Raw genomic sequence first — 17,357 nt, 5'->3', positions numbered from 1 at the left:
CCATGACCAGCTCAGCGGATTCCGAGAACGACCTGTCCTGGCTCCGCGGTACGCGAGTGCTGGTCGCCGGTGGGCGGGTGTCCGGTCAAGCGACCATCGAACCTCTCGTCGCCCTCGGTGCTGTCGTGACGGTTGCCGATTCGACCTTGGACTTCGCGGAGCGCTGCGCGGAGCTCGGCGCGGACATGGTGACCACCACCTCGATCGAGGATGCTCCGGATTCGATCACCGAGTACGGGCTCGTCGTCACCAGTCCGGGCTTTCGGCCGGATGCACCGATCCTTGCAGCCGCCGCCGGTCACGGGATTCCCATCTGGGGAGACGTCGAGTTCTCCTGGCGCGTCGACCACAGCGGGCACTTCGGCACACCCCGTAAATGGCTCGTCGTGACGGGGACGAACGGAAAGACCACGACGACGTCGATGCTGGCCTCGATTCTCGACGCCGCTGGAGTTGTCGGCCGAGCCTGCGGAAACATCGGGCTGCCGATACTCGACGCACTCGCCGAGACGTCGCCGCGCGTGGAGTACCTCGCTGTCGAACTGTCGTCCTTCCAATTGCACTGGGCGCCTTCGGTGCGTCCGGATGCCGGCGTGGTCCTCAACGTCGCCGAGGATCACCTCGACTGGCACGGCGGAATGAGCGCGTACGCCGAGGCCAAGTCGCGGGCGCTGAGCGGAAAGGTCGCGGTGGTCGGCCTCGATGACGCGATCGCTTCCGAACTGGGAACTCGCGCAACTGCAGACATTGTCACCGGGTTCAGATTGGGTGAACCGGGCGAAGGGGAACTGGGTGTCGAAGCGGGACACCTCGTGGACAACGCATTCGGCGATCACGTCCGCTTGGCCGAAGCAGCGTCGATAGATCCCGCCGGCCCGGCAGGCGTCATGGACGCGCTGGCCGCCGCCGCCTTGGCGCGGGCACTCGGATTCGAGGCAGACGTCGTCGAACGCGGTCTGGCCGCACACAAGGTCGGCCCACACCGAGGGGCGCTGGTCGGCCGTGTCGGGTCCGTTGTGTACATCGACGACTCCAAGGCCACCAATCCGCACGCAGCCAGACCGTCGATACTCGCGCACGATCGCGTCGTCTGGGTTGCAGGCGGTCTGCTCAAGGGAGCCAGCGTCGACCAATTGGTGAGCGAAGTCGGCCCTCGACTCTCCGGCGCTGTCCTTCTCGGGCGTGACGCTGGTGTGATCGAGGACGCGCTCGCGCGACACGCACCCGATGTTCCCGTGGTGCACGTGATGTCGGGGGACGATGCAGTGGTGAGCGAAAACAGCAGCAACTCGACTCTCACCATCCGGCTGCCGTCGGGTGCCGACGCGGATGCCGTCATGGCCGCAGTGGTAATCGAAGCTGCCGAGTTGGCGTCCCCCGGTGATGCAGTTGTACTCGCCCCGGCCGCCGCGTCCTTGGACATGTTCGCCAGCTACGGACATCGTGGTGACAGCTTCGCCGCCGCCGTAGCCGCATTACCCGATCCGTTCACGGATGCGCCTGGCCAAGCCGGGAACTTGCTATGACCAAGGGTCCCAAGACCCGAATCGGTGCCTGGTTGGCGCGGCCGTTGGCGTCGTTCCACCTGGTGGTGACGATTGCCACGATGTTGACTGTCTTGGGGCTCGTGATGGTTCTGTCGGCGTCGAGCGTCGAGCAGTACGTGTCCGGTGGCTCGGCGTATTCGTTGTTCACCCAGCAGTTGATCTTCGCGATTCTCGGAGCTGTGCTCTTCTACGTCGCGCTGCGGATCCCGGCGAGAGTGCTCCGGCAGTATTCGTTTCCGCTGTTCGTCGTCGTGCTGATCATGCTGGTACTCGTCCTGATTCCGGGAATCGGCACAGAAGCGCAGGGCGCGCGTCGCTGGTTCAACGTCGGCGGGTTCTCGGTGCAGCCCTCGGAAATCATGAAGGTCGCGTTGGCGATCTGGGGCGCCCATCTGTTGGCTTCGCGGCGGCCGGACGACCGATCCGTGAAGTCGATCCTGATTCCGCTCGTGCCCGCAGCAATGCTGGTCTTCGCGCTGGTCGTCGCGCAACCGAACCTCAGTACGACCATCGCATTGGGAATCATCGTCGGGGCCCTGCTGTGGTTCGGTGGGCTGCCACTGAAGCTCTTCGGCTCGATCGCGGTGACGGGCGTCGTCGTGGCGGGCGTGCTGGCGATGACGGCCGGTTATCGTTCCGATCGAGTTCAAGCCTTCTTCAACAAGAGCGACGACCTGCAGGGCAACAACTATCAGGCCAAGCAGGCTTTGTATTCGCTCGCTGACGGGGGCCTTTTCGGACGCGGACTCGGTCAGAGCGTCGCCAAGTGGAACTACCTACCCAACGCGCACAACGACTTCATCTTCGCGATCATCGGCGAAGAGTTGGGATTTGTCGGCTGCGCAGTGGTGATCGGTTTGTTCGCTGTATTCGTCTACACGGGATTGCGGATCGCAGCCCGCAGCATCGATCCGTTCTGGCGGCTCCTGTCGGCCACTGCAACTACCTGGATCGTCGGCCAGGCAATGATCAACATCGGTTACGTCATCGGACTGCTGCCGGTGACCGGACTCCAGTTGCCCTTGGTCTCCGCCGGCGGTTCGTCCTTGGCGATCACATTGTTCATGTTCGGTGTCATCGCCAATGCAGCGCGCCACGAGCCCGAAGCAGTTGCCGCTCTGAACTCCGGGCAGGACGGCAAGATCTCGAAGTTGCTCAGACTGCCGAAGCCCGTGCTGTACCACCCGCCGTCAGGGGGCCGGCCGATCCGTCGACCGAAGCCCGCACGGCAGATCGAACCGGCACGCGGACGCGACGGCCGGCGCGCGATCGAGACGGGCGATCGACGCAAGCGGGCAGATCAAGGTGCTCGCCCTTCCTCGGATTCCAACCGAGGTGCGGCCGCTGGGTCACGGAAGCGCACCGCGGGAGGGCAGAATGGTCAGCGTCGGCAGGCGCCGACACGTAGGGCACAAGATCCACGAGAAGTTCGAGAGCGAGGAATTCGTAGGTGAGCGGCAACAAATCGGCTCTGTCGGTAGTGGTGGCAGGGGGAGGCACGGCTGGTCACATCGAACCCGCACTTGCTGTCGCGGACGCGGTCAAGGCCGCTGCGCCCGACACCAGAATCACTGCGCTCGGGACGGCGCGTGGTCTCGAAACCACCTTGGTGCCGGCTCGCGGGTACACGCTCGAGCTCATTCCGCCGGTTCCGCTTCCTCGCAAGCCCACGATGGATCTCGTCAAACTGCCGACACGCATCCTCGCCTCGGTGCGCAAGACCCGCGAGGTACTCGATTCCGTCGACGCCGACGTGATCGTCGGTTTCGGTGGTTACGTCGCGCTTCCGGCGTATCTTGCCGCACGTGGTGGTGTTCTTCGGCGCCGGCGCAAGATTCCGATCGTCATCCACGAGGCGAACGCCAGTGCCGGTATCGCGAACAAGATCGGTGCTCGCCTGGCGACGCGGGTGCTTGCCGCTGTTCCGGGTTCCGGAGTGAAGAACCGCGGCGATCAGGACGCCGAGATCGTTGGCATCCCGGTTCGCGCGTCGATCGCCAATTTCGATCGAGCGGGACTCCGCTCGCAAGCTCGCGAGTACTTCGGACTGCCTCAGGACGGTCCCGTTCTGCTCGTCTTCGGCGGATCGCAAGGCGCGAAGTCGCTCAACGACGCGGTGTCCGGAGCAGCGGAAGAACTGGCGAAGGCCGGGATCTCGGTCCTTCACGCACACGGACCCAAGAACTCCCTCGAGGTCACGCAGTACTCGGAGACGGCACCGTATGTGGCTGTTCCTTATCTTTCGCGGATGGATCTCGCGTATGCCGCAGCCGACGCGACGATCTGTCGTTCGGGCGCGATGACGGTCGCCGAGGTCTCGGCGGTCGGACTACCGGCCGTCTACGTTCCGTTGCCGCACGGCAATGGTGAGCAGGAACTCAACGCGAAACCCGTTGTCGCAGCGGGCGGTGCGATCATCGTCTCCGACAACGAGCTCACGCCGACGTTCGTCGCCGGTACCGTCGTCCCGATGCTGAGCGACAGCGCGCGCCTCGACAAGATGAGCAGTGGTGCTGCCAACGTCGGGCACCGCACCGCGGCAACCGAGATCGCACGGATCGTGCTCGACATCGCGGCAAAGGAAAACGCCGTCCAGGAAAACGCAAGGGGAAACCGATGACCGCGCTGCCCGCCCACCTCGAGCGAGTACACATGGTCGGAATCGGCGGTGCCGGTATGTCCGGCATCGCGCGAATTCTGCTTTCCCGCGGGGGCCTTGTCTCGGGTTCGGACGCAAAGGAGAGCCGAGGAGTCCTGGCGCTTCGTGCACGCGGGGCGCAGGTCCGGATCGGCCACGACGCCGATGCTCTCGACCTGCTGCCGGGTGGTCCGACCGTCGTCGTCACGACGCACGCGGCTATCCCGAAGGACAACCCGGAACTCGTCGAGGCCGCTCGCCGCGGAATCCCGGTGATTCTTCGGCCGGCTGTCCTTGCATCACTGATGCAGGGCAATCGCACGTTCCTGGTTTCGGGTACACACGGCAAGACGTCGACGACCTCGATGCTCGTGGTCGCCCTGCAGCACTGTGGTTTCGACCCTTCGTTTGCCGTTGGCGGCGAACTCAACGAAGCGGGAACGAATGCCCATCACGGCAGCGGTGACGTCTTTGTCGCCGAGGCGGACGAGAGCGACGGGTCGCTGCTCCAGTACGACCCCAACGTGATCGTCGTGACCAACATCGAGGCCGATCACCTCGACTATTTCGGCAGCGTCGAAGCGTATGTGAAGGTGTTCGACGATTTTGTCGACAAGTTGCGTCCGGGTGGGCTCTTGATTGCTTGCCTCGACGACCCGGGATCGGCGGATCTCGCGAAGCGAATCGTGGCCTCGGGCCGTTCGGACATCCGGGTACTCGGTTACGGATCGGCAGACGCGCAGGAGGTGGAGGCGGGCACCGCCTTCGAGCCTGTCGACGGTGTCGAGGTCGGAGTCCGACTACTGGGCTTCCATGCGCACGACGTCGGGGGAGTCCTGCAGTTCCACCTGGCGGGCGAGAGCGCCGCGCGAACCGTGCGGATGGCAGTGCCGGGTCGTCACATGGCGCTCAACGCACTTGCGGCTCTACTGGCTGCCCGTGACGCCGGCGCCGAGACGGAGGAGATCGTCGAGGGGCTCGCCGGATTCGGTGGCGTACACCGCCGGTTCCAGTTCACCGGCCGCGAGCGTGGTGTCCGGGTGTTCGACGACTACGCCCACCATCCGACCGAAGTTCGTGCGGTTCTCGGCGCGGCGGCGGATCTGGTTCGACCGGAGGACGATTCGTCGTCGACCAATTCGGCAGCCGGACGCGTGATCGTGGTCTTCCAACCTCATCTCTATTCACGCACCGCCGCGTTTGCCGAGGAGTTCGCGCAGGCGCTGGACTTGGCCGACGAGGTTGTCGTTCTCGATGTCTACGGCGCTCGCGAAGAGCCGATGCCGGGCGTCAGTGGTGCGCTGGTCGCTCAGTCGGTCACGAAACCTGTTCATTATCAACCGGATCTGTCACAGGCGCCGAAGCAGGTGGCGGCGTTGGCTCACCCCGGCGACATCGTCATCACGATGGGTGCCGGTGACGTGACCATGCTCGGCAAACAGATCCTCGATGCTTTGCGTTCGGCGCCGCATCCCGCGCCGCGATGACACCCGACGCACGAAGTCGGCGCGGGCGTCGAGATCCTCGAGCCAGACAAGCCACCAGTACGCGTCGGCGCAGTACTCGCACCGAATCGCGATACTCGACGCGGTCGACGGAGCCGGCTCCCGAACCCACACCGACTCGTAAGTGGTTCAAGCGACCGCTGATCGTGGCACCGCTGGCAATCGTGCTGGTGGTGGGAATTGCGTTGACGGCTTGGTTGTCTCCGGTGCTCTCGGTCCGGGGCACCGAAGTTCTCGGTGCGACGACCGTCAGTGAGGAACAGATCCTTTCGCTCCTGGCCGTACCGACCGGTCAGCCGTTGATGCGGGTAGACACCGGCGCCGCCGCCGCACGTGTGGCGACGATTCCGAAGGTGGCCTCGGCTCGTGTGCAGCGGATGTATCCGTCGACTATCCGCGTCACCGTCACCGAACGGGTACCGGTCGTCTTCGTCGACTCACCTGAGGGTGCACACCTGCTGGACGAGAAGGGCGTCGACTTCGAGATGGGCGTCCCGCCGCCCGGGGTTCCGCGTCTGGTGACACCGACGCCCGGGTGGAACGACGAGCCGACGCTTGCCGCGCTCGAGGTGTTGTCGGTGTTGCCGCCGGATCTGAGATTTCAGGTGGGAGAGGTTGCCGCTCGGTCGATTTCGAGTGTCACGCTGACTCTGCTCGACGGTCGGGTCGTAAACTGGGGCGGTGTCGAGCACTCGGATCGTAAGGCTGCTGTGACGCTTCCGCTGTTGACCCAACCGGGGCAGACGTACGACGTGTCCAGTCCTGATCTGCCGACGGTCCGATAGCGCACGGTGCAGCCGTGCGTCAGTGCGCAGCAAATACTTCGGTGTGTCTCGGCGCGCCTAATGGCGGAACGCGACGACGGTGCATAGCGTTTCGTTTCAGATCGAATACTTGACATAACTCTAACCCTGTGGTTGAGGTTTAGGGTTGTTCACGAAAAGCATGAAGCTACAAAAACAGCAGTAACAAAGACAGCAGCACTGACAAGCAGCGTGAAACACGACACGGAAGGCGAGAGCCGATGACGCCCCCGCACAACTACCTCGCCGTAATCAAGGTCGTCGGCATCGGCGGCGGCGGCGTGAACGCAGTCAACCGCATGATCGAACAGGGACTCAAGGGAGTCGAGTTCATCGCGGTCAACACGGACGCGCAAGCCCTTCTGATGAGTGACGCCGACGTCAAGCTCGACGTCGGTCGTGAATTGACCCGTGGCCTCGGCGCCGGTGCCGACCCGGAAGTGGGTCGCAAGGCAGCCGAAGATCACAAGGACGAGATCGAAGAGGTCATCAAGGGCGCCGACATGGTGTTCGTGACGGCAGGCGAGGGTGGTGGCACCGGAACCGGTGGTGCCCCTGTCGTGGCAAGCATCGCCCGGAAGCTGGGCGCACTCACCGTCGGTGTCGTGACGCGACCGTTCTCTTTCGAGGGCAAGCGTCGTGGGGGACAGGCGGATACCGGAATCCAGGCGCTCCGCGAGTCCTGCGACACGCTGATCGTCATTCCCAACGATCGCCTGCTCCAGCTGGGTGACGCGGCCGTCAGCCTGATGGACGCGTTCCGCAGCGCGGACGAGGTTCTCCTCAACGGCGTCCAGGGCATCACCGACCTCATCACCACTCCGGGTCTGATCAACGTCGACTTCGCGGACGTCAAGGGTGTCATGTCCGGTGCCGGTAGTGCGTTGATGGGAATCGGTTCCTCGCGGGGTGAGGGACGCGCGATCAAGGCGGCGGAATCCGCGATCAATTCCCCGCTCCTCGAAGCTTCGATGGAAGGCGCCCGCGGCGTGCTCCTGTCGATCGCCGGCGGTAGCGATCTGGGTCTGTTCGAGATCAACGAGGCGGCTTCGCTGGTGCAGGAAGCTGCCCACATCGACGCCAACATCATCTTCGGAACGGTCATCGACGATTCACTCGGTGACGAGGTTCGTGTGACGGTCATCGCTGCGGGATTCGACGGAGGAGCTCCGGCTCGTCGTCCCGTGGAGTCGACCGCGCAGGGACGTGGAGCTATCGGCGCCGGGCGCGCGGGTGAGGTCGGCCGGTCGCCGGTGGCCGCCGAACCTGCTGGCGAGCAGCCGATTTCCGCAGCGCGCGAGACCACCGGTTCGGGCAGCTTGCCTCCGATCGGTGGCCCCCGCCATGCGCCGGTCCAGGAAGACGAGGGCGACGACGACGTCGACGTGCCGGTCTTCATGCGTCGCTGACGTAGGGCTACAAACAGTTTCGAGAACAGGGTGCCCGGAATTTCTGGGTACCCTGTTCTTGACTGGATGTCCGGTCACGTCTGAGCCGGACGACAACTTTCGACGTTTGTGAGCACACTTATCTTGAGTACCGAGAAGTCGACCACCCGCACCCGCATTCGCCGCGTCGTGACCAGCCGAGCCGGTGGTGTTTCCGCGTCACCGTACGAGTCGTTCAATCTGGGCGATCACGTCGGAGACGATCCGGCAGCCGTCGATGCGAATCGCCGACGTCTGGCACGCGAAATAGGCGTCGAGCCTGACCATCTCGTGTGGATGGAACAAATCCATTCGCGCAACGTCACTGTCGTGACGGAACCGACCGACGAAGTGATTCCGGTGACGGATGCTCTGGTCACCACTGTTCCCGGCCTGGCGCTCGCCACCCTCAGTGCAGATTGTGTTCCCGTTCTGCTCTCCGACGAGGAGGCCGGTGTGATCGCGGCCGTTCATGCCGGACGGATCGGTGCCCGCATCGGTATCGTCCCGCGCGTCCTCGCGGAGATGGTGCGTCAGGGCGCGGACGTTTCGCGTATCGGCGCCTTCCTCGGTCCGGCTGCGAGCGGACGCCAGTACGAGGTTCCCGCTGCGATGCGCGCGGACGTGGAAAAGCACTTGCCGGGCAGTGCAACTCGCACCGAGAAGGGCACGCCGGGGCTCGATCTGCGTGCGGGACTGCGTAAGCAGTTGCTCGCCGCGGGTGTGTCCGGTGTCGCCGAGGACCCGCGGTGCACGATCGAGGATCGCGCGTTGTTCAGTCATCGCCGAGAATCTCTGACCGGGCGTCAAGCTGCAGTGATCTGGATGGAAGCGCCCGCAGCGCGGGAAACCGTCTAGGCAGAAATGCGCGAGACGGAAATGCGGCTGACAGAAATATCGACGGCACTCGACTCGGTGAGGGCGCGATTGGCGGCCGCCTGCCTTGCCGCCGGTCGCGAGGTTTCCGACGTAGCACTGCTGCCGGTGACCAAGTTCTTTCCGGCGTCCGACGCTCGAATTCTGTACGAACTGGGTTGCCGTGAATTCGGTGAGTCGCGTGAGCAGGAAGCAGTGGAGAAGGTCGCGGACTTCGACGGCGCTGCACAGACGGGCGCGATCGATGATCCGGTTCGCTGGCACATGATCGGACAGTTGCAGCGCAACAAAGCTCGATCGGTAGCGAAGTGGGCCTATGCAATTCACTCGGTGGACAGTGCGCGACTGGCCGATGCACTCGATCGGGCTGCGCTGAGTGCTTTGTCGGACGGTGAGCGCACGGAGCCGCTCCGGGCGCTCATCCAGGTAAGTCTCGACGGAGACCCCGCGCGTGGCGGAGTTCCGACGGGCGAGCTAACGCCTCTCGCCGAGCGGATCGAATCAGCCGAAGGTCTCGAATTCGCGGGACTGATGGCCGTCCCGCCGCTTGGATCAGATCCGGACGAGCAGTTCGAAATCCTCCGCAGGGCACATCTTTTGATCCTCGAATCGCATCCCCGGGCAACCGAACTCTCGGCCGGTATGACCGGCGATCTGGAGGCTGCAGTGCGCCACGGATCAACCTGCGTGCGTGTCGGAACCGCACTGCTCGGCTCACGACCAGTAATCTCGAGGTGATCGCTCAGGTGATCGCCCAACCCGTCCACACCGCTGCGACCGGTCGCAGTCGGATTGATTCCGCCGCGCCAAGGAAGGTCGATCAATGAGCAACCTGCATAAGTTCAAGGCTTACTTCGGCATGGTTCCCCTCGATGACTACGAGGACGAATACGTGGAGGAGCCCGATCAGGCTCGCCGCGCACCCCGTCGTAGTCACGACGGCTATGCCGAGCGCGACGACCGCGAGTTCGTCGAACCTGCCTTCTCGAAGGCGAGCTACGCGCCCAGTCGTCGTGACGAAGAGGACGCGGAGTTCGATCGCTACGATTCCCGGCCCCGCGTCGACACCGTTCCCAGCCGCAGCAGCCGCCCGGCGATGGCGCCGCGCCCGGCAAGCCGTGGCAACCTCGCGGTCGACGCGCGCGCAGAGCGACCCGAAGCGCGACGTGCGCCGGTTGTCGACGACGGCGGCCCGCTCGCCAAGATCACGACACTGCGTCCGCAGAGCTACGCAGAGGCCCGCACGATCGGTGAGCGGTTCCGGGACGGCACTCCCGTCATCATGGATCTGGTCGACATGAGCAACGCCGACGCGAAGCGTCTGGTCGATTTCGCGGCCGGCCTGGCGTTCGCATTGCGTGGTTCTTTCGACAAGGTAGCCACCAAAGTGTTTCTTCTCTCACCGGCCGACATCGACGTTTCCGCCGAGGAGCGCCGTCGGATCGCCGAGACGGGTTTCTACAGCCAGAAATGATGGTCTCGACCGCAGTCCGGCCCCTGAGCAGGGGTGACGTGAGCACATTCGAACGGCGGCCCGCCTCGGCGGACGCCGCATTCGGACCCATCGCCGGCCGTTACAAGACGGACTCGATGCGGACCGGTTCCGGAATTGCTGCGGTGTGTCTGTTTTGGACACACCGCAGAAGTCAGGCAGAGTGAGGGTGTGGACGCGCTTCTCTCTGTGATCTATCTGGTGCTGGTTGTCTTCTGGCTGTTGCTGATCGGCAGAGTGATCGTCGAGTTCGTTCGTTCGTTTGCCAGAGATTGGCGACCGACCGGATTGGTCGCAGTCATTCTCGAAACCATTTTTACGATCACCGATCCTCCGGTGAAACTGCTCCGCAGGTTGATCCCCCCGATCAACCTCGGTGGAGTTCGCTTGGATCTATCCATCATGGTCTTGCTTTTCATCGTCATCATCCTGATGTCGGTTGTTCGCTGAGCGCAGTCCGAGTGAGTGGTGTGCCAGAATGGATGCCATAACTCATCCAGTGGTTCGCCACTACGTAGTTCGCCACTACGTAGACTGTGTTGCAACTGAATGCTTGCTAGACCGCCAAATGACGCGTGAAGGGATCCTTCCATGCCGCAACTGACTCCAGCTGACGTGCACAACGTTGCGTTCAGCAAGCCGCCTATCGGCAAGCGTGGCTACAACGAGGACGAGGTCGACGCATTCCTCGACCTCGTCGAGCAGGCGCTGTCGCAGCTCATCGAAGAGAATGCGGACCTGCGCCAGCGCGTAGGTGAGCTGGATCAGGAGCTCGCGGCTGCCAAGAAGTCGCCGGCACCTGCTCAGCAGGCAGCACCCGTCGCAGCGCAGCCCAAGCCGGAGCCCGCTCGGGTCGTCGAACCGCCCAAGCCTGCACCTGTTGCAGCGCCGGTTCCCGCCGCCGCTGCCGTTGCAGCGCCGCAGAGTGGCGACACCCACATGCAGGCCGCAAAGGTCCTCGGACTGGCTCAGGAGATGGCGGATCGCCTCACCAACGATGCCAAGACCGAGTCCGAGCAGCTGCTCGGCAGTGCCCGCACCAACTCCGAGCAGCTCATGAGCGAGGCTCGCAGCAAGGCTGACGGCATGATCGCGGATGCGCGCAACAAGTCGGAGGCAATGCTCACCGACGCTCAGACTCGCTCCGAGACCCAGCTTCGCCAGGCTCAGGAGAAGGCAGACGCTCTCAAGGCGGACGCCGAGAAGAAGCACACCGAAATCATGGCGACCATCAACCAGCAGCGTTCGGTCCTCGAGGGCCGTATCGAGCAGCTCAAGACGTTCGAACGCGAGTACCGGGTGCGCCTGAAGTCCTACCTGGAATCGCAGCTCGAAGAGCTCGAACAGCGCGGCTCGGCCGTTCCGGTCGACGGTGGACAGGATTCCTACAGCCCGTCCTTCGCCAAGGGAAACAGCTGACCGAGAGCGCCCCGTCGGCTCAGCTATCGGACCGGACAAAGGTTGATACGTGCTGGTCGTGACGTTGGTTCTCGCGGGAGTTGGTTTCGCTCTCCTGATCGTCGCCCTGACCACAGGGTCGTTGATCTGGGCGTGGGCATGTATCGCGATTTGTGTAGCAGGTGCCGTCCTCCTGCTGGTCAGTGCGCTGACCAGCAGGAAGGCGGTTCCTTCGTTGGATGACCCGGCATCGGGCAGCGGAATGTCGTCGCCTTACGGTCGAGTCGAGAGTTCCTCGAATTCGTCGATCGACGATGCAGCCACCGCCAACGATGACAATCAGAGAAATCATGGCGAGTCGCCGGGTGGCCCCGACAAGTCCTAGGGCGAGTTCCGACAAGGTCCAGGACGAGTATTAGACTGTCCAACACGAATACCAGGCTGTGATCCGGCAATCACCGGGGAGCTTTCGGAAGAACGGTTCTTGTCGCTTCAGGCGCCCAGAACTCAGTAGAACCGAACGGGTGAGCCCGTCACAGCTCGATCGAGTGGCACCTCGGGATCCAAGCGCGGATCTACGGGGTGCAAACGGGGTGGTACCGCGGTGTCGGCGCACAAGCGCCACGTCGTCCCCGTGCCGAGTCCGACTGGCACGAGGAGATCGCCATGGCGAGTAACGGGTATCCCAAAGTCGACTACGGTGTCCCCGCCGACACCGGAGTCAAGTTCCCCGAACTGGAACAGAAAGTCCTGAAACAGTGGGACGACGACGACACCTTCCGTGCGTCGGTTTCCAATCGGGACGGCAGCGAAGAGTTCGTTTTCTACGACGGACCGCCCTTCGCAAACGGCTTGCCGCATTACGGTCACCTGCTGACGGGGTACGTCAAGGACCTGGTGCCGCGCTTCCAGACCATGCGTGGACGCAAGGTCGAGCGACGCTTCGGCTGGGACTGCCACGGACTGCCCGCAGAACTCGAAGCGGAGAAGCAACTCGGCATCAAGGACAAGGCCGAGATCGAAGTCATGGGTCTGGCCAAGTTCAACGAGTACTGCAAGGCCTCGGTGCTCAAGTACACCGACGAGTGGCGCGACTACGTCACCCGCCAGGCACGTTGGGTCGACTTCGACAACGACTACAAGACCCTGGACGTCGACTTCATGGAGTCCGTCATGTGGGCCTTCAAGGAGCTGCACGACAAGGGCCTGATCTATCAGGGCTTCCGCGTGCTGCCCTACAGCTGGTACGAGCAGACTCCGCTGTCCAATCAAGAGACTCGTCTCGACGACGCGTACAAGATGCGTCAGGATCCTGCAGTCACGGTCGACATGCCGCTGGTCGCTCCGGGTTCACCATTGGACGGCGCAAACGCGATCATCTGGACCACGACTCCGTGGACACTGCCGTCCAACTTGGCCACTGCGGTTCATCCCGAGGTCGACTACGTCCAGGTGCTCGGCGAGGACGGAAAGCGGTACGTGCTCGCGGAAGCACGGGTTGCTCATTACGCACGTGAGCTGGGGGAGGACCCCGAGGTCGTTTCCCGTCACAAGGGCGCCGAATTGGTCGGACTGTCGTACACACCGCCGTTCGACTTCTTCCTCGGACATCCGAACGCGCACGTCGTGCTTTCGGCCGACTACGTGACAACCGATTCCGGAACCGGAATCGTCCACCTCGCACCGGCTTTCGGTGAGGAGGATATGGATGTCGCCACGGCCAACGGTATCGAGGTCGTGCAGCCGCTCGATCCGGGTGGAAAGTTCACCTCGATGGTTCCGCCGTACGAGGGCTTGATGGTGTTCGACGCCAACCCGGTCATCATCAAGGACCTCAAGGCTGCCGGAAAGCTGCTGCGGCACGAGACGATCGAGCACTCGTACCCGCACAGTTGGCGCAGTGGGCAGCCGCTCATCTACATGGCGGTTCCCTCGTGGTTCGTCGCGGTCACCAAGTTCCGCGATCGCATGGTCGAGCTGAACAAGGACATCACGTGGGTGCCCGAGCACATCCGTGACGGCCAGTTCGGCAAGTGGCTCGAAGGTGCACGCGACTGGAACATCAGCCGAAACCGCTACTGGGGCAGCCCGATCCCGGTGTGGGTGTCGGACGATCCGCAGTACCCGCGTACGGACGTCTACGGATCGCTCGATCAGTTGGAGGCAGACTTCGGTGTGCGTCCGACCGATCTGCATCGCCCGATGATCGACGACCTGGTCCGCCCGAACCCCGACGACCCGACCGGGAAGTCGATGATGCGCCGCGTTCCCGAGGTGCTCGACTGCTGGTTCGAATCCGGTTCGATGCCGTACGCGCAGGTGCACTACCCATTCGAGAACCGTGAATGGTTCGAGGGTCATTTCCCGGGCGATTTCATCGTCGAGTACAACGGGCAGACTCGCGGCTGGTTCTACACGCTGCACGTGCTGGCCACCGCACTCTTCGATCGTCCGGCGTTCAAAACCGTTGCTGCGCACGGCATCGTGCTCGGCGACGACGGACTCAAGATGAGCAAGTCCAAGGGCAACTACCCGGACGTGAAGGAGGTGTTCAACCGCGACGGCAGCGATGCCATGCGATGGTTCCTGATGTCTTCGCCGATCTTGCGCGGCGGAAACCTCATCGTGACCGAGCAGGGCATCCGCGAAGGTGTGCGTCAGGCATTGCTCCCGCTGTGGAACGCCTGGAGCTTCCTGCAGTTGTACGCGCCGGAATCCGGTGTGTGGCGTACCGATTCGGAGAACATCCTCGATCAGTACATCCTGGCCAAGCTCGCTACCACCCGCGACGTGATCACCGAGGCCCTCGAGGTCAACGACATCGCCGGCGCGTGCGACGAGCTTCGGTTGTTCTGTGACGCACTCACCAACTGGTATGTGCGACGGTCTCGTTCGCGGTTCTGGGACGAGGATCGCGACGCAATCGACACCCTGCACACCGTGCTCGAGGTCGTGACGCGTCTCGCTGCGCCGCTGTTGCCGTTGGTGTCCGAGGTGATCTGGCGCGGGTTGACCGGGGAGCGCTCGGTTCACCTGGCTGATTGGCCCGAGGCGTCGGAGCTCCCCGCGAACCCCGACCTGGTAGCGGCGATGGACGACGTCCGGACCGTGTGCTCCACGGTGCTGAGCCTGCGCAAGGCACAGAATCTGCGTGTTCGTCTTCCGCTGCCCGAGGTCACGGTTGCGGCGCCGGATGCCGAGCGTCTGCGTCCGTTCCTCGGACTGATTGCCGACGAGGTCAACGTCAAGAAGGTCGATCTGACCGATGACGTCGACGTGCACGGGCGCTTCGAGATCGCGGTCAACGCGCGTGCTGCAGGACCGCGTCTGGGCAAGTCCGTTCAGACTGTCATCAAGGCGGTCAAGGCGGGCGACTGGACCGAGAACGCGGACGGCGTCGTGGTTGCGGCGGGCATCGAACTGCTGCCCGAGGAGTACACGCAGAAACTGGTTGCAGCCGAGCCTGATTCGACGGCTGCATTGCCCGACGGTGCGGGACTCGTCGTACTCGATTCCGTCGTGACGGAGGAACTCGAAGCCGAGGGCTGGGCGAAGGACCGTATCCGTCAGTTGCAGGATGCGCGTCGTGCCGCCGGTTTGGACGTCTCGGACCGGATCAACGTCGTGCTCGAGGTTCCGCAGGACTGCAAGGAGTGGGCAGAGCGTCATCGCGAATTGATCGCCGGTGAGGTTCTGGCCACCTCCTTCTCGGTGGGTGAAGCGGGAGACGACGCCGTCGATCTCGGTGACGGTATCCGCGCCGCGATCACGAAGGTCTAATACCGCCGTAACTACTCCGGCTCCCCGAAGAATGTCTGTATGTCGGGGTGCCGGAGTAGTTTGCTCTCATGAGTACGAGCAAGGAAACCGTGGCGCGCATTCTCGAGCAGTTGGAACCGCTCGACGTGCGGGCAAGGGCGATGTTCGGCGAGTACGGATTGTATTGCGACGAGAAGATCGTGGGCTTGATCTGCGGAGACGTTCTGTTCGTCAAACCCACCGAGGTCAGTGCGGAGTTCGGATCAGAGGCGGATCTGGCTCCGCCGTACCCGGGAGCGAAGGATTACTACCGGGTGACGGAGGAACGGTTGCAGGACCTCGATCACCTGCACGCCTTCATTCAACGGACTGCCGACGTATTGCCGCTGCCGAAGAAGAAGTCGCCCAAGAAGAAGGCGCGGACGTAGATTCTGCACCTACTTTTGAGAGAACCGTAACTCCCGATGAATCAAGGTGATCCCACACGAAGTCGCAGGTGGGTGCTGCATCTCGACATGGATGCGTTTTTCGCCTCCGCCGAGCAGTTGACCCGTCCCACGCTGCGAGGTCGCCCGGTGCTGGTCGGCGGCTTGGGCGGGCGCGGAGTGGTGGCCGGGGCAAGTTACGAAGCGAGAGTTTTCGGTGCGCGTTCGGCGATGCCGATGCATCAAGCACGCCGGATGGTCGGTGGTGGAGCGGTGGTATTGCCACCGCGGATGTCGTTGTATTCGGTTCTGAGTAAACGCACGTTCGACGCGTTGCGCCTTCGTATGCCGATCCTCGAGCAACTGTCGGTGGACGAGGCTTTCGGGGAGCCGGTGGAGTTGGCCGGTGTCGGAGCTGACGAGGTCCGCGCGTTTTGCGAAGATTTGCGGGCGTTGATCAAAGCCGAGACCGGGTTGGTCGCCTCGATCGGTGCCGGCGCAGGTAAGCAGGTCGCCAAGATCGCGTCGGGACTGGCAAAGCCCGACGGCGTCGCAGTCATTCCTCCCGGGATGCAGCACGAGTTGCTCGATCCACTGCCGGTGCGGAAGCTCTGGGGGATCGGCCCTGTTGCCGAGGAAAAGCTCAAGCGTCTCGGCATCGAAACCATCGGAGGGTTTGCCCGCACTCCCATAGCGGAGGTGGCGTCGATACTCGGAACCACTGTCGGACCGGGGTTGCATCGGCTCGCACAGGGGATCGACGATCGGCCGGTCGCCGAGCGTGCCGAATCCAAGCAGATCAGCGCGGAATCCACTTTCGCCGCAGACATCGTCACGATGGCGCAACTGCGCGCCGCCGTCGAAAGTAGTGGTCGTGCAGCATTTTCCAGGCTGGAGAAGGACGGAAGAGCTGCTCGCACCGTCGTACTGAAGCTCAAGAAGTCCGATATGAGTATCTTGACTCGATCCGTGACGCTGCCGTTTGCCACCATCGACCGCCAAATCCTCATCGCGACTGCGCAGAAACAGGTCATCGATCCACAGGAATTGGGGCCGATTCGCCTGGTCGGTGTGGGATTCGCCGGTTTGTCCACCGTTCGGCAAGGATCACTTTTTCCCGAGTTGGATCAGGATGTTCCCGGCTATCCGGTCGAGACTCTCACGGGCGCCCTCGATGAGGCTGAACTCGACGTTCCGGTGGCCGCACGCGTGCCTCAGCGCTACTGGCACCCCGGTTTGGACGTGAAGCATCCAGAATACGGACACGGTTGGGTGCAGGGCGCCGGGCACGGTGTGGTCACCGTTCGCTTCGAAACCCGTTCCAGCGGAACGGGAATAGCCAAAACCTTCGCCGAATCGGATGAGGTGCTCGCGGTAGCAGATGCGGTCGACAGCCTTCTCTGAGGATGTCCTTAGACTTTTTCCGCTTACCGTTGGGTAATGTTGTCGACGATCCTCGAGCAAGCACGATGTTCGACTGACGCTCG

General features: G+C 63.3%; 15 protein-coding genes. All 15 read left to right on the top strand.

Annotated elements, in window-relative coordinates:
- Window positions 1–2 precede the first annotated feature (2 nt).
- The 15 genes from murD (at window position 3) to G9U53_RS13915 (ending at window position 17,274) form a co-directional block, all read left to right on the top strand.
- Entirely contained in the window at window positions 3–1,526 is a 1,524-nt protein-coding gene (murD, locus tag G9U53_RS13990) for a UDP-N-acetylmuramoyl-L-alanine--D-glutamate ligase (RefSeq protein ID WP_165638809.1), read from the top strand.
- A complete protein-coding gene (gene ftsW / locus G9U53_RS13985) occupies window positions 1,523–3,001 on the top strand; it encodes a putative lipid II flippase FtsW (RefSeq protein ID WP_007730088.1) in 1,479 nt (492 codons plus the stop codon). The genes murD and ftsW overlap by 4 nt, the downstream gene beginning before the upstream one ends.
- Window positions 2,998–4,167: an undecaprenyldiphospho-muramoylpentapeptide beta-N-acetylglucosaminyltransferase gene (gene murG, locus G9U53_RS13980; protein ID WP_003941767.1), complete on the top strand. Its 1,170-nt coding sequence runs from the start codon at window positions 2,998–3,000 to the stop codon at window positions 4,165–4,167. The genes ftsW and murG overlap by 4 nt, the downstream gene beginning before the upstream one ends.
- Window positions 4,164–5,672 carry a UDP-N-acetylmuramate--L-alanine ligase gene (murC, locus tag G9U53_RS13975; RefSeq protein WP_030537033.1) on the top strand — a complete coding sequence of 503 codons (1,509 nt, stop codon included), beginning with the start codon at window positions 4,164–4,166 and terminating at the stop codon, window positions 5,670–5,672. The genes murG and murC overlap by 4 nt, the downstream gene beginning before the upstream one ends.
- Window positions 5,669–6,475, top strand: coding sequence for an FtsQ-type POTRA domain-containing protein (locus G9U53_RS13970; protein ID WP_003941781.1), 807 nt, complete (start codon window positions 5,669–5,671; stop codon window positions 6,473–6,475). The genes murC and G9U53_RS13970 overlap by 4 nt, the downstream gene beginning before the upstream one ends.
- A 239-nt stretch (window positions 6,476–6,714) precedes the next feature.
- On the top strand, window positions 6,715–7,902 hold the full coding sequence (ftsZ, locus tag G9U53_RS13965; RefSeq protein WP_003941788.1) for a cell division protein FtsZ: 1,188 nt from the start codon (window positions 6,715–6,717) through the stop codon (window positions 7,900–7,902).
- 108 nt (window positions 7,903–8,010) lie between these two features.
- Complete coding sequence (gene pgeF, locus G9U53_RS13960; protein WP_058039459.1) at window positions 8,011–8,778, top strand: peptidoglycan editing factor PgeF; 768 nt, start codon at window positions 8,011–8,013, stop codon at window positions 8,776–8,778.
- A 6-nt stretch (window positions 8,779–8,784) separates the two neighbouring features.
- Window positions 8,785–9,534: a YggS family pyridoxal phosphate-dependent enzyme gene (locus G9U53_RS13955; RefSeq protein ID WP_030537030.1), complete on the top strand. Its 750-nt coding sequence runs from the start codon at window positions 8,785–8,787 to the stop codon at window positions 9,532–9,534.
- An 85-nt stretch (window positions 9,535–9,619) separates the two neighbouring features.
- The gene (locus G9U53_RS13950; protein WP_003941752.1) at window positions 9,620–10,270 is read left to right on the top strand and encodes a cell division protein SepF; all 651 of its coding nucleotides are present in this window, start codon (window positions 9,620–9,622) and stop codon (window positions 10,268–10,270) included.
- A 189-nt stretch (window positions 10,271–10,459) separates the two neighbouring features.
- Window positions 10,460–10,738 carry a YggT family protein gene (locus tag G9U53_RS13940; RefSeq protein WP_003941780.1) on the top strand — a complete coding sequence of 93 codons (279 nt, stop codon included), beginning with the start codon at window positions 10,460–10,462 and terminating at the stop codon, window positions 10,736–10,738.
- A 141-nt stretch (window positions 10,739–10,879) separates the two neighbouring features.
- Window positions 10,880–11,707: a DivIVA domain-containing protein gene (locus tag G9U53_RS13935; RefSeq protein ID WP_003941722.1), complete on the top strand. Its 828-nt coding sequence runs from the start codon at window positions 10,880–10,882 to the stop codon at window positions 11,705–11,707.
- A 49-nt stretch (window positions 11,708–11,756) separates the two neighbouring features.
- Window positions 11,757–12,071 (top strand): hypothetical protein, encoded by a 315-nt coding sequence (locus tag G9U53_RS13930; protein ID WP_007733197.1) that lies wholly within the window; start codon window positions 11,757–11,759, stop codon window positions 12,069–12,071.
- Window positions 12,072–12,352: 281 nt separating this feature from the next.
- A complete protein-coding gene (gene ileS, locus G9U53_RS13925) occupies window positions 12,353–15,466 on the top strand; it encodes an isoleucine--tRNA ligase (protein WP_165638808.1) in 3,114 nt (1,037 codons plus the stop codon).
- Window positions 15,467–15,534: 68 nt separating this feature from the next.
- Complete coding sequence (locus G9U53_RS13920; RefSeq protein WP_021344556.1) at window positions 15,535–15,873, top strand: TfoX/Sxy family protein; 339 nt, start codon at window positions 15,535–15,537, stop codon at window positions 15,871–15,873.
- 36 nt (window positions 15,874–15,909) lie between these two features.
- Entirely contained in the window at window positions 15,910–17,274 is a 1,365-nt protein-coding gene (locus G9U53_RS13915; RefSeq protein ID WP_058039460.1) for a DNA polymerase IV, read from the top strand.
- The last annotated feature ends 83 nt before the right edge of the window (window positions 17,275–17,357 follow it).

Origin of the sequence: Rhodococcus sp. D-46, from assembly GCF_011290655.1 — a bacterium.
Lineage (GTDB): Bacteria > Actinomycetota > Actinomycetes > Mycobacteriales > Mycobacteriaceae > Rhodococcus_F > Rhodococcus_F qingshengii.
The sequence above is the reverse complement of the archived record's forward strand: the minus strand, read 5'-3'. Positions and strand labels throughout refer to the sequence as shown.

Coding starts and splice junctions, on each gene's coding strand:
- murD (WP_165638809.1), top strand. CDS start 3: ATGACCAGCTCAGCGGATTCCGAGAACGACCTGTCCTGGCTCCGCGGT.
- ftsW (WP_007730088.1), top strand. CDS start 1,523: ATGACCAAGGGTCCCAAGACCCGAATCGGTGCCTGGTTGGCGCGGCCG.
- murC (WP_030537033.1), top strand. CDS start 4,164: ATGACCGCGCTGCCCGCCCACCTCGAGCGAGTACACATGGTCGGAATC.
- G9U53_RS13970 (WP_003941781.1), top strand. CDS start 5,669: ATGACACCCGACGCACGAAGTCGGCGCGGGCGTCGAGATCCTCGAGCC.
- ftsZ (WP_003941788.1), top strand. CDS start 6,715: ATGACGCCCCCGCACAACTACCTCGCCGTAATCAAGGTCGTCGGCATC.
- G9U53_RS13955 (WP_030537030.1), top strand. CDS start 8,785: ATGCGCGAGACGGAAATGCGGCTGACAGAAATATCGACGGCACTCGAC.
- G9U53_RS13950 (WP_003941752.1), top strand. CDS start 9,620: ATGAGCAACCTGCATAAGTTCAAGGCTTACTTCGGCATGGTTCCCCTC.
- G9U53_RS13935 (WP_003941722.1), top strand. CDS start 10,880: ATGCCGCAACTGACTCCAGCTGACGTGCACAACGTTGCGTTCAGCAAG.
- ileS (WP_165638808.1), top strand. CDS start 12,353: ATGGCGAGTAACGGGTATCCCAAAGTCGACTACGGTGTCCCCGCCGAC.
- G9U53_RS13920 (WP_021344556.1), top strand. CDS start 15,535: ATGAGTACGAGCAAGGAAACCGTGGCGCGCATTCTCGAGCAGTTGGAA.
- G9U53_RS13915 (WP_058039460.1), top strand. CDS start 15,910: ATGAATCAAGGTGATCCCACACGAAGTCGCAGGTGGGTGCTGCATCTC.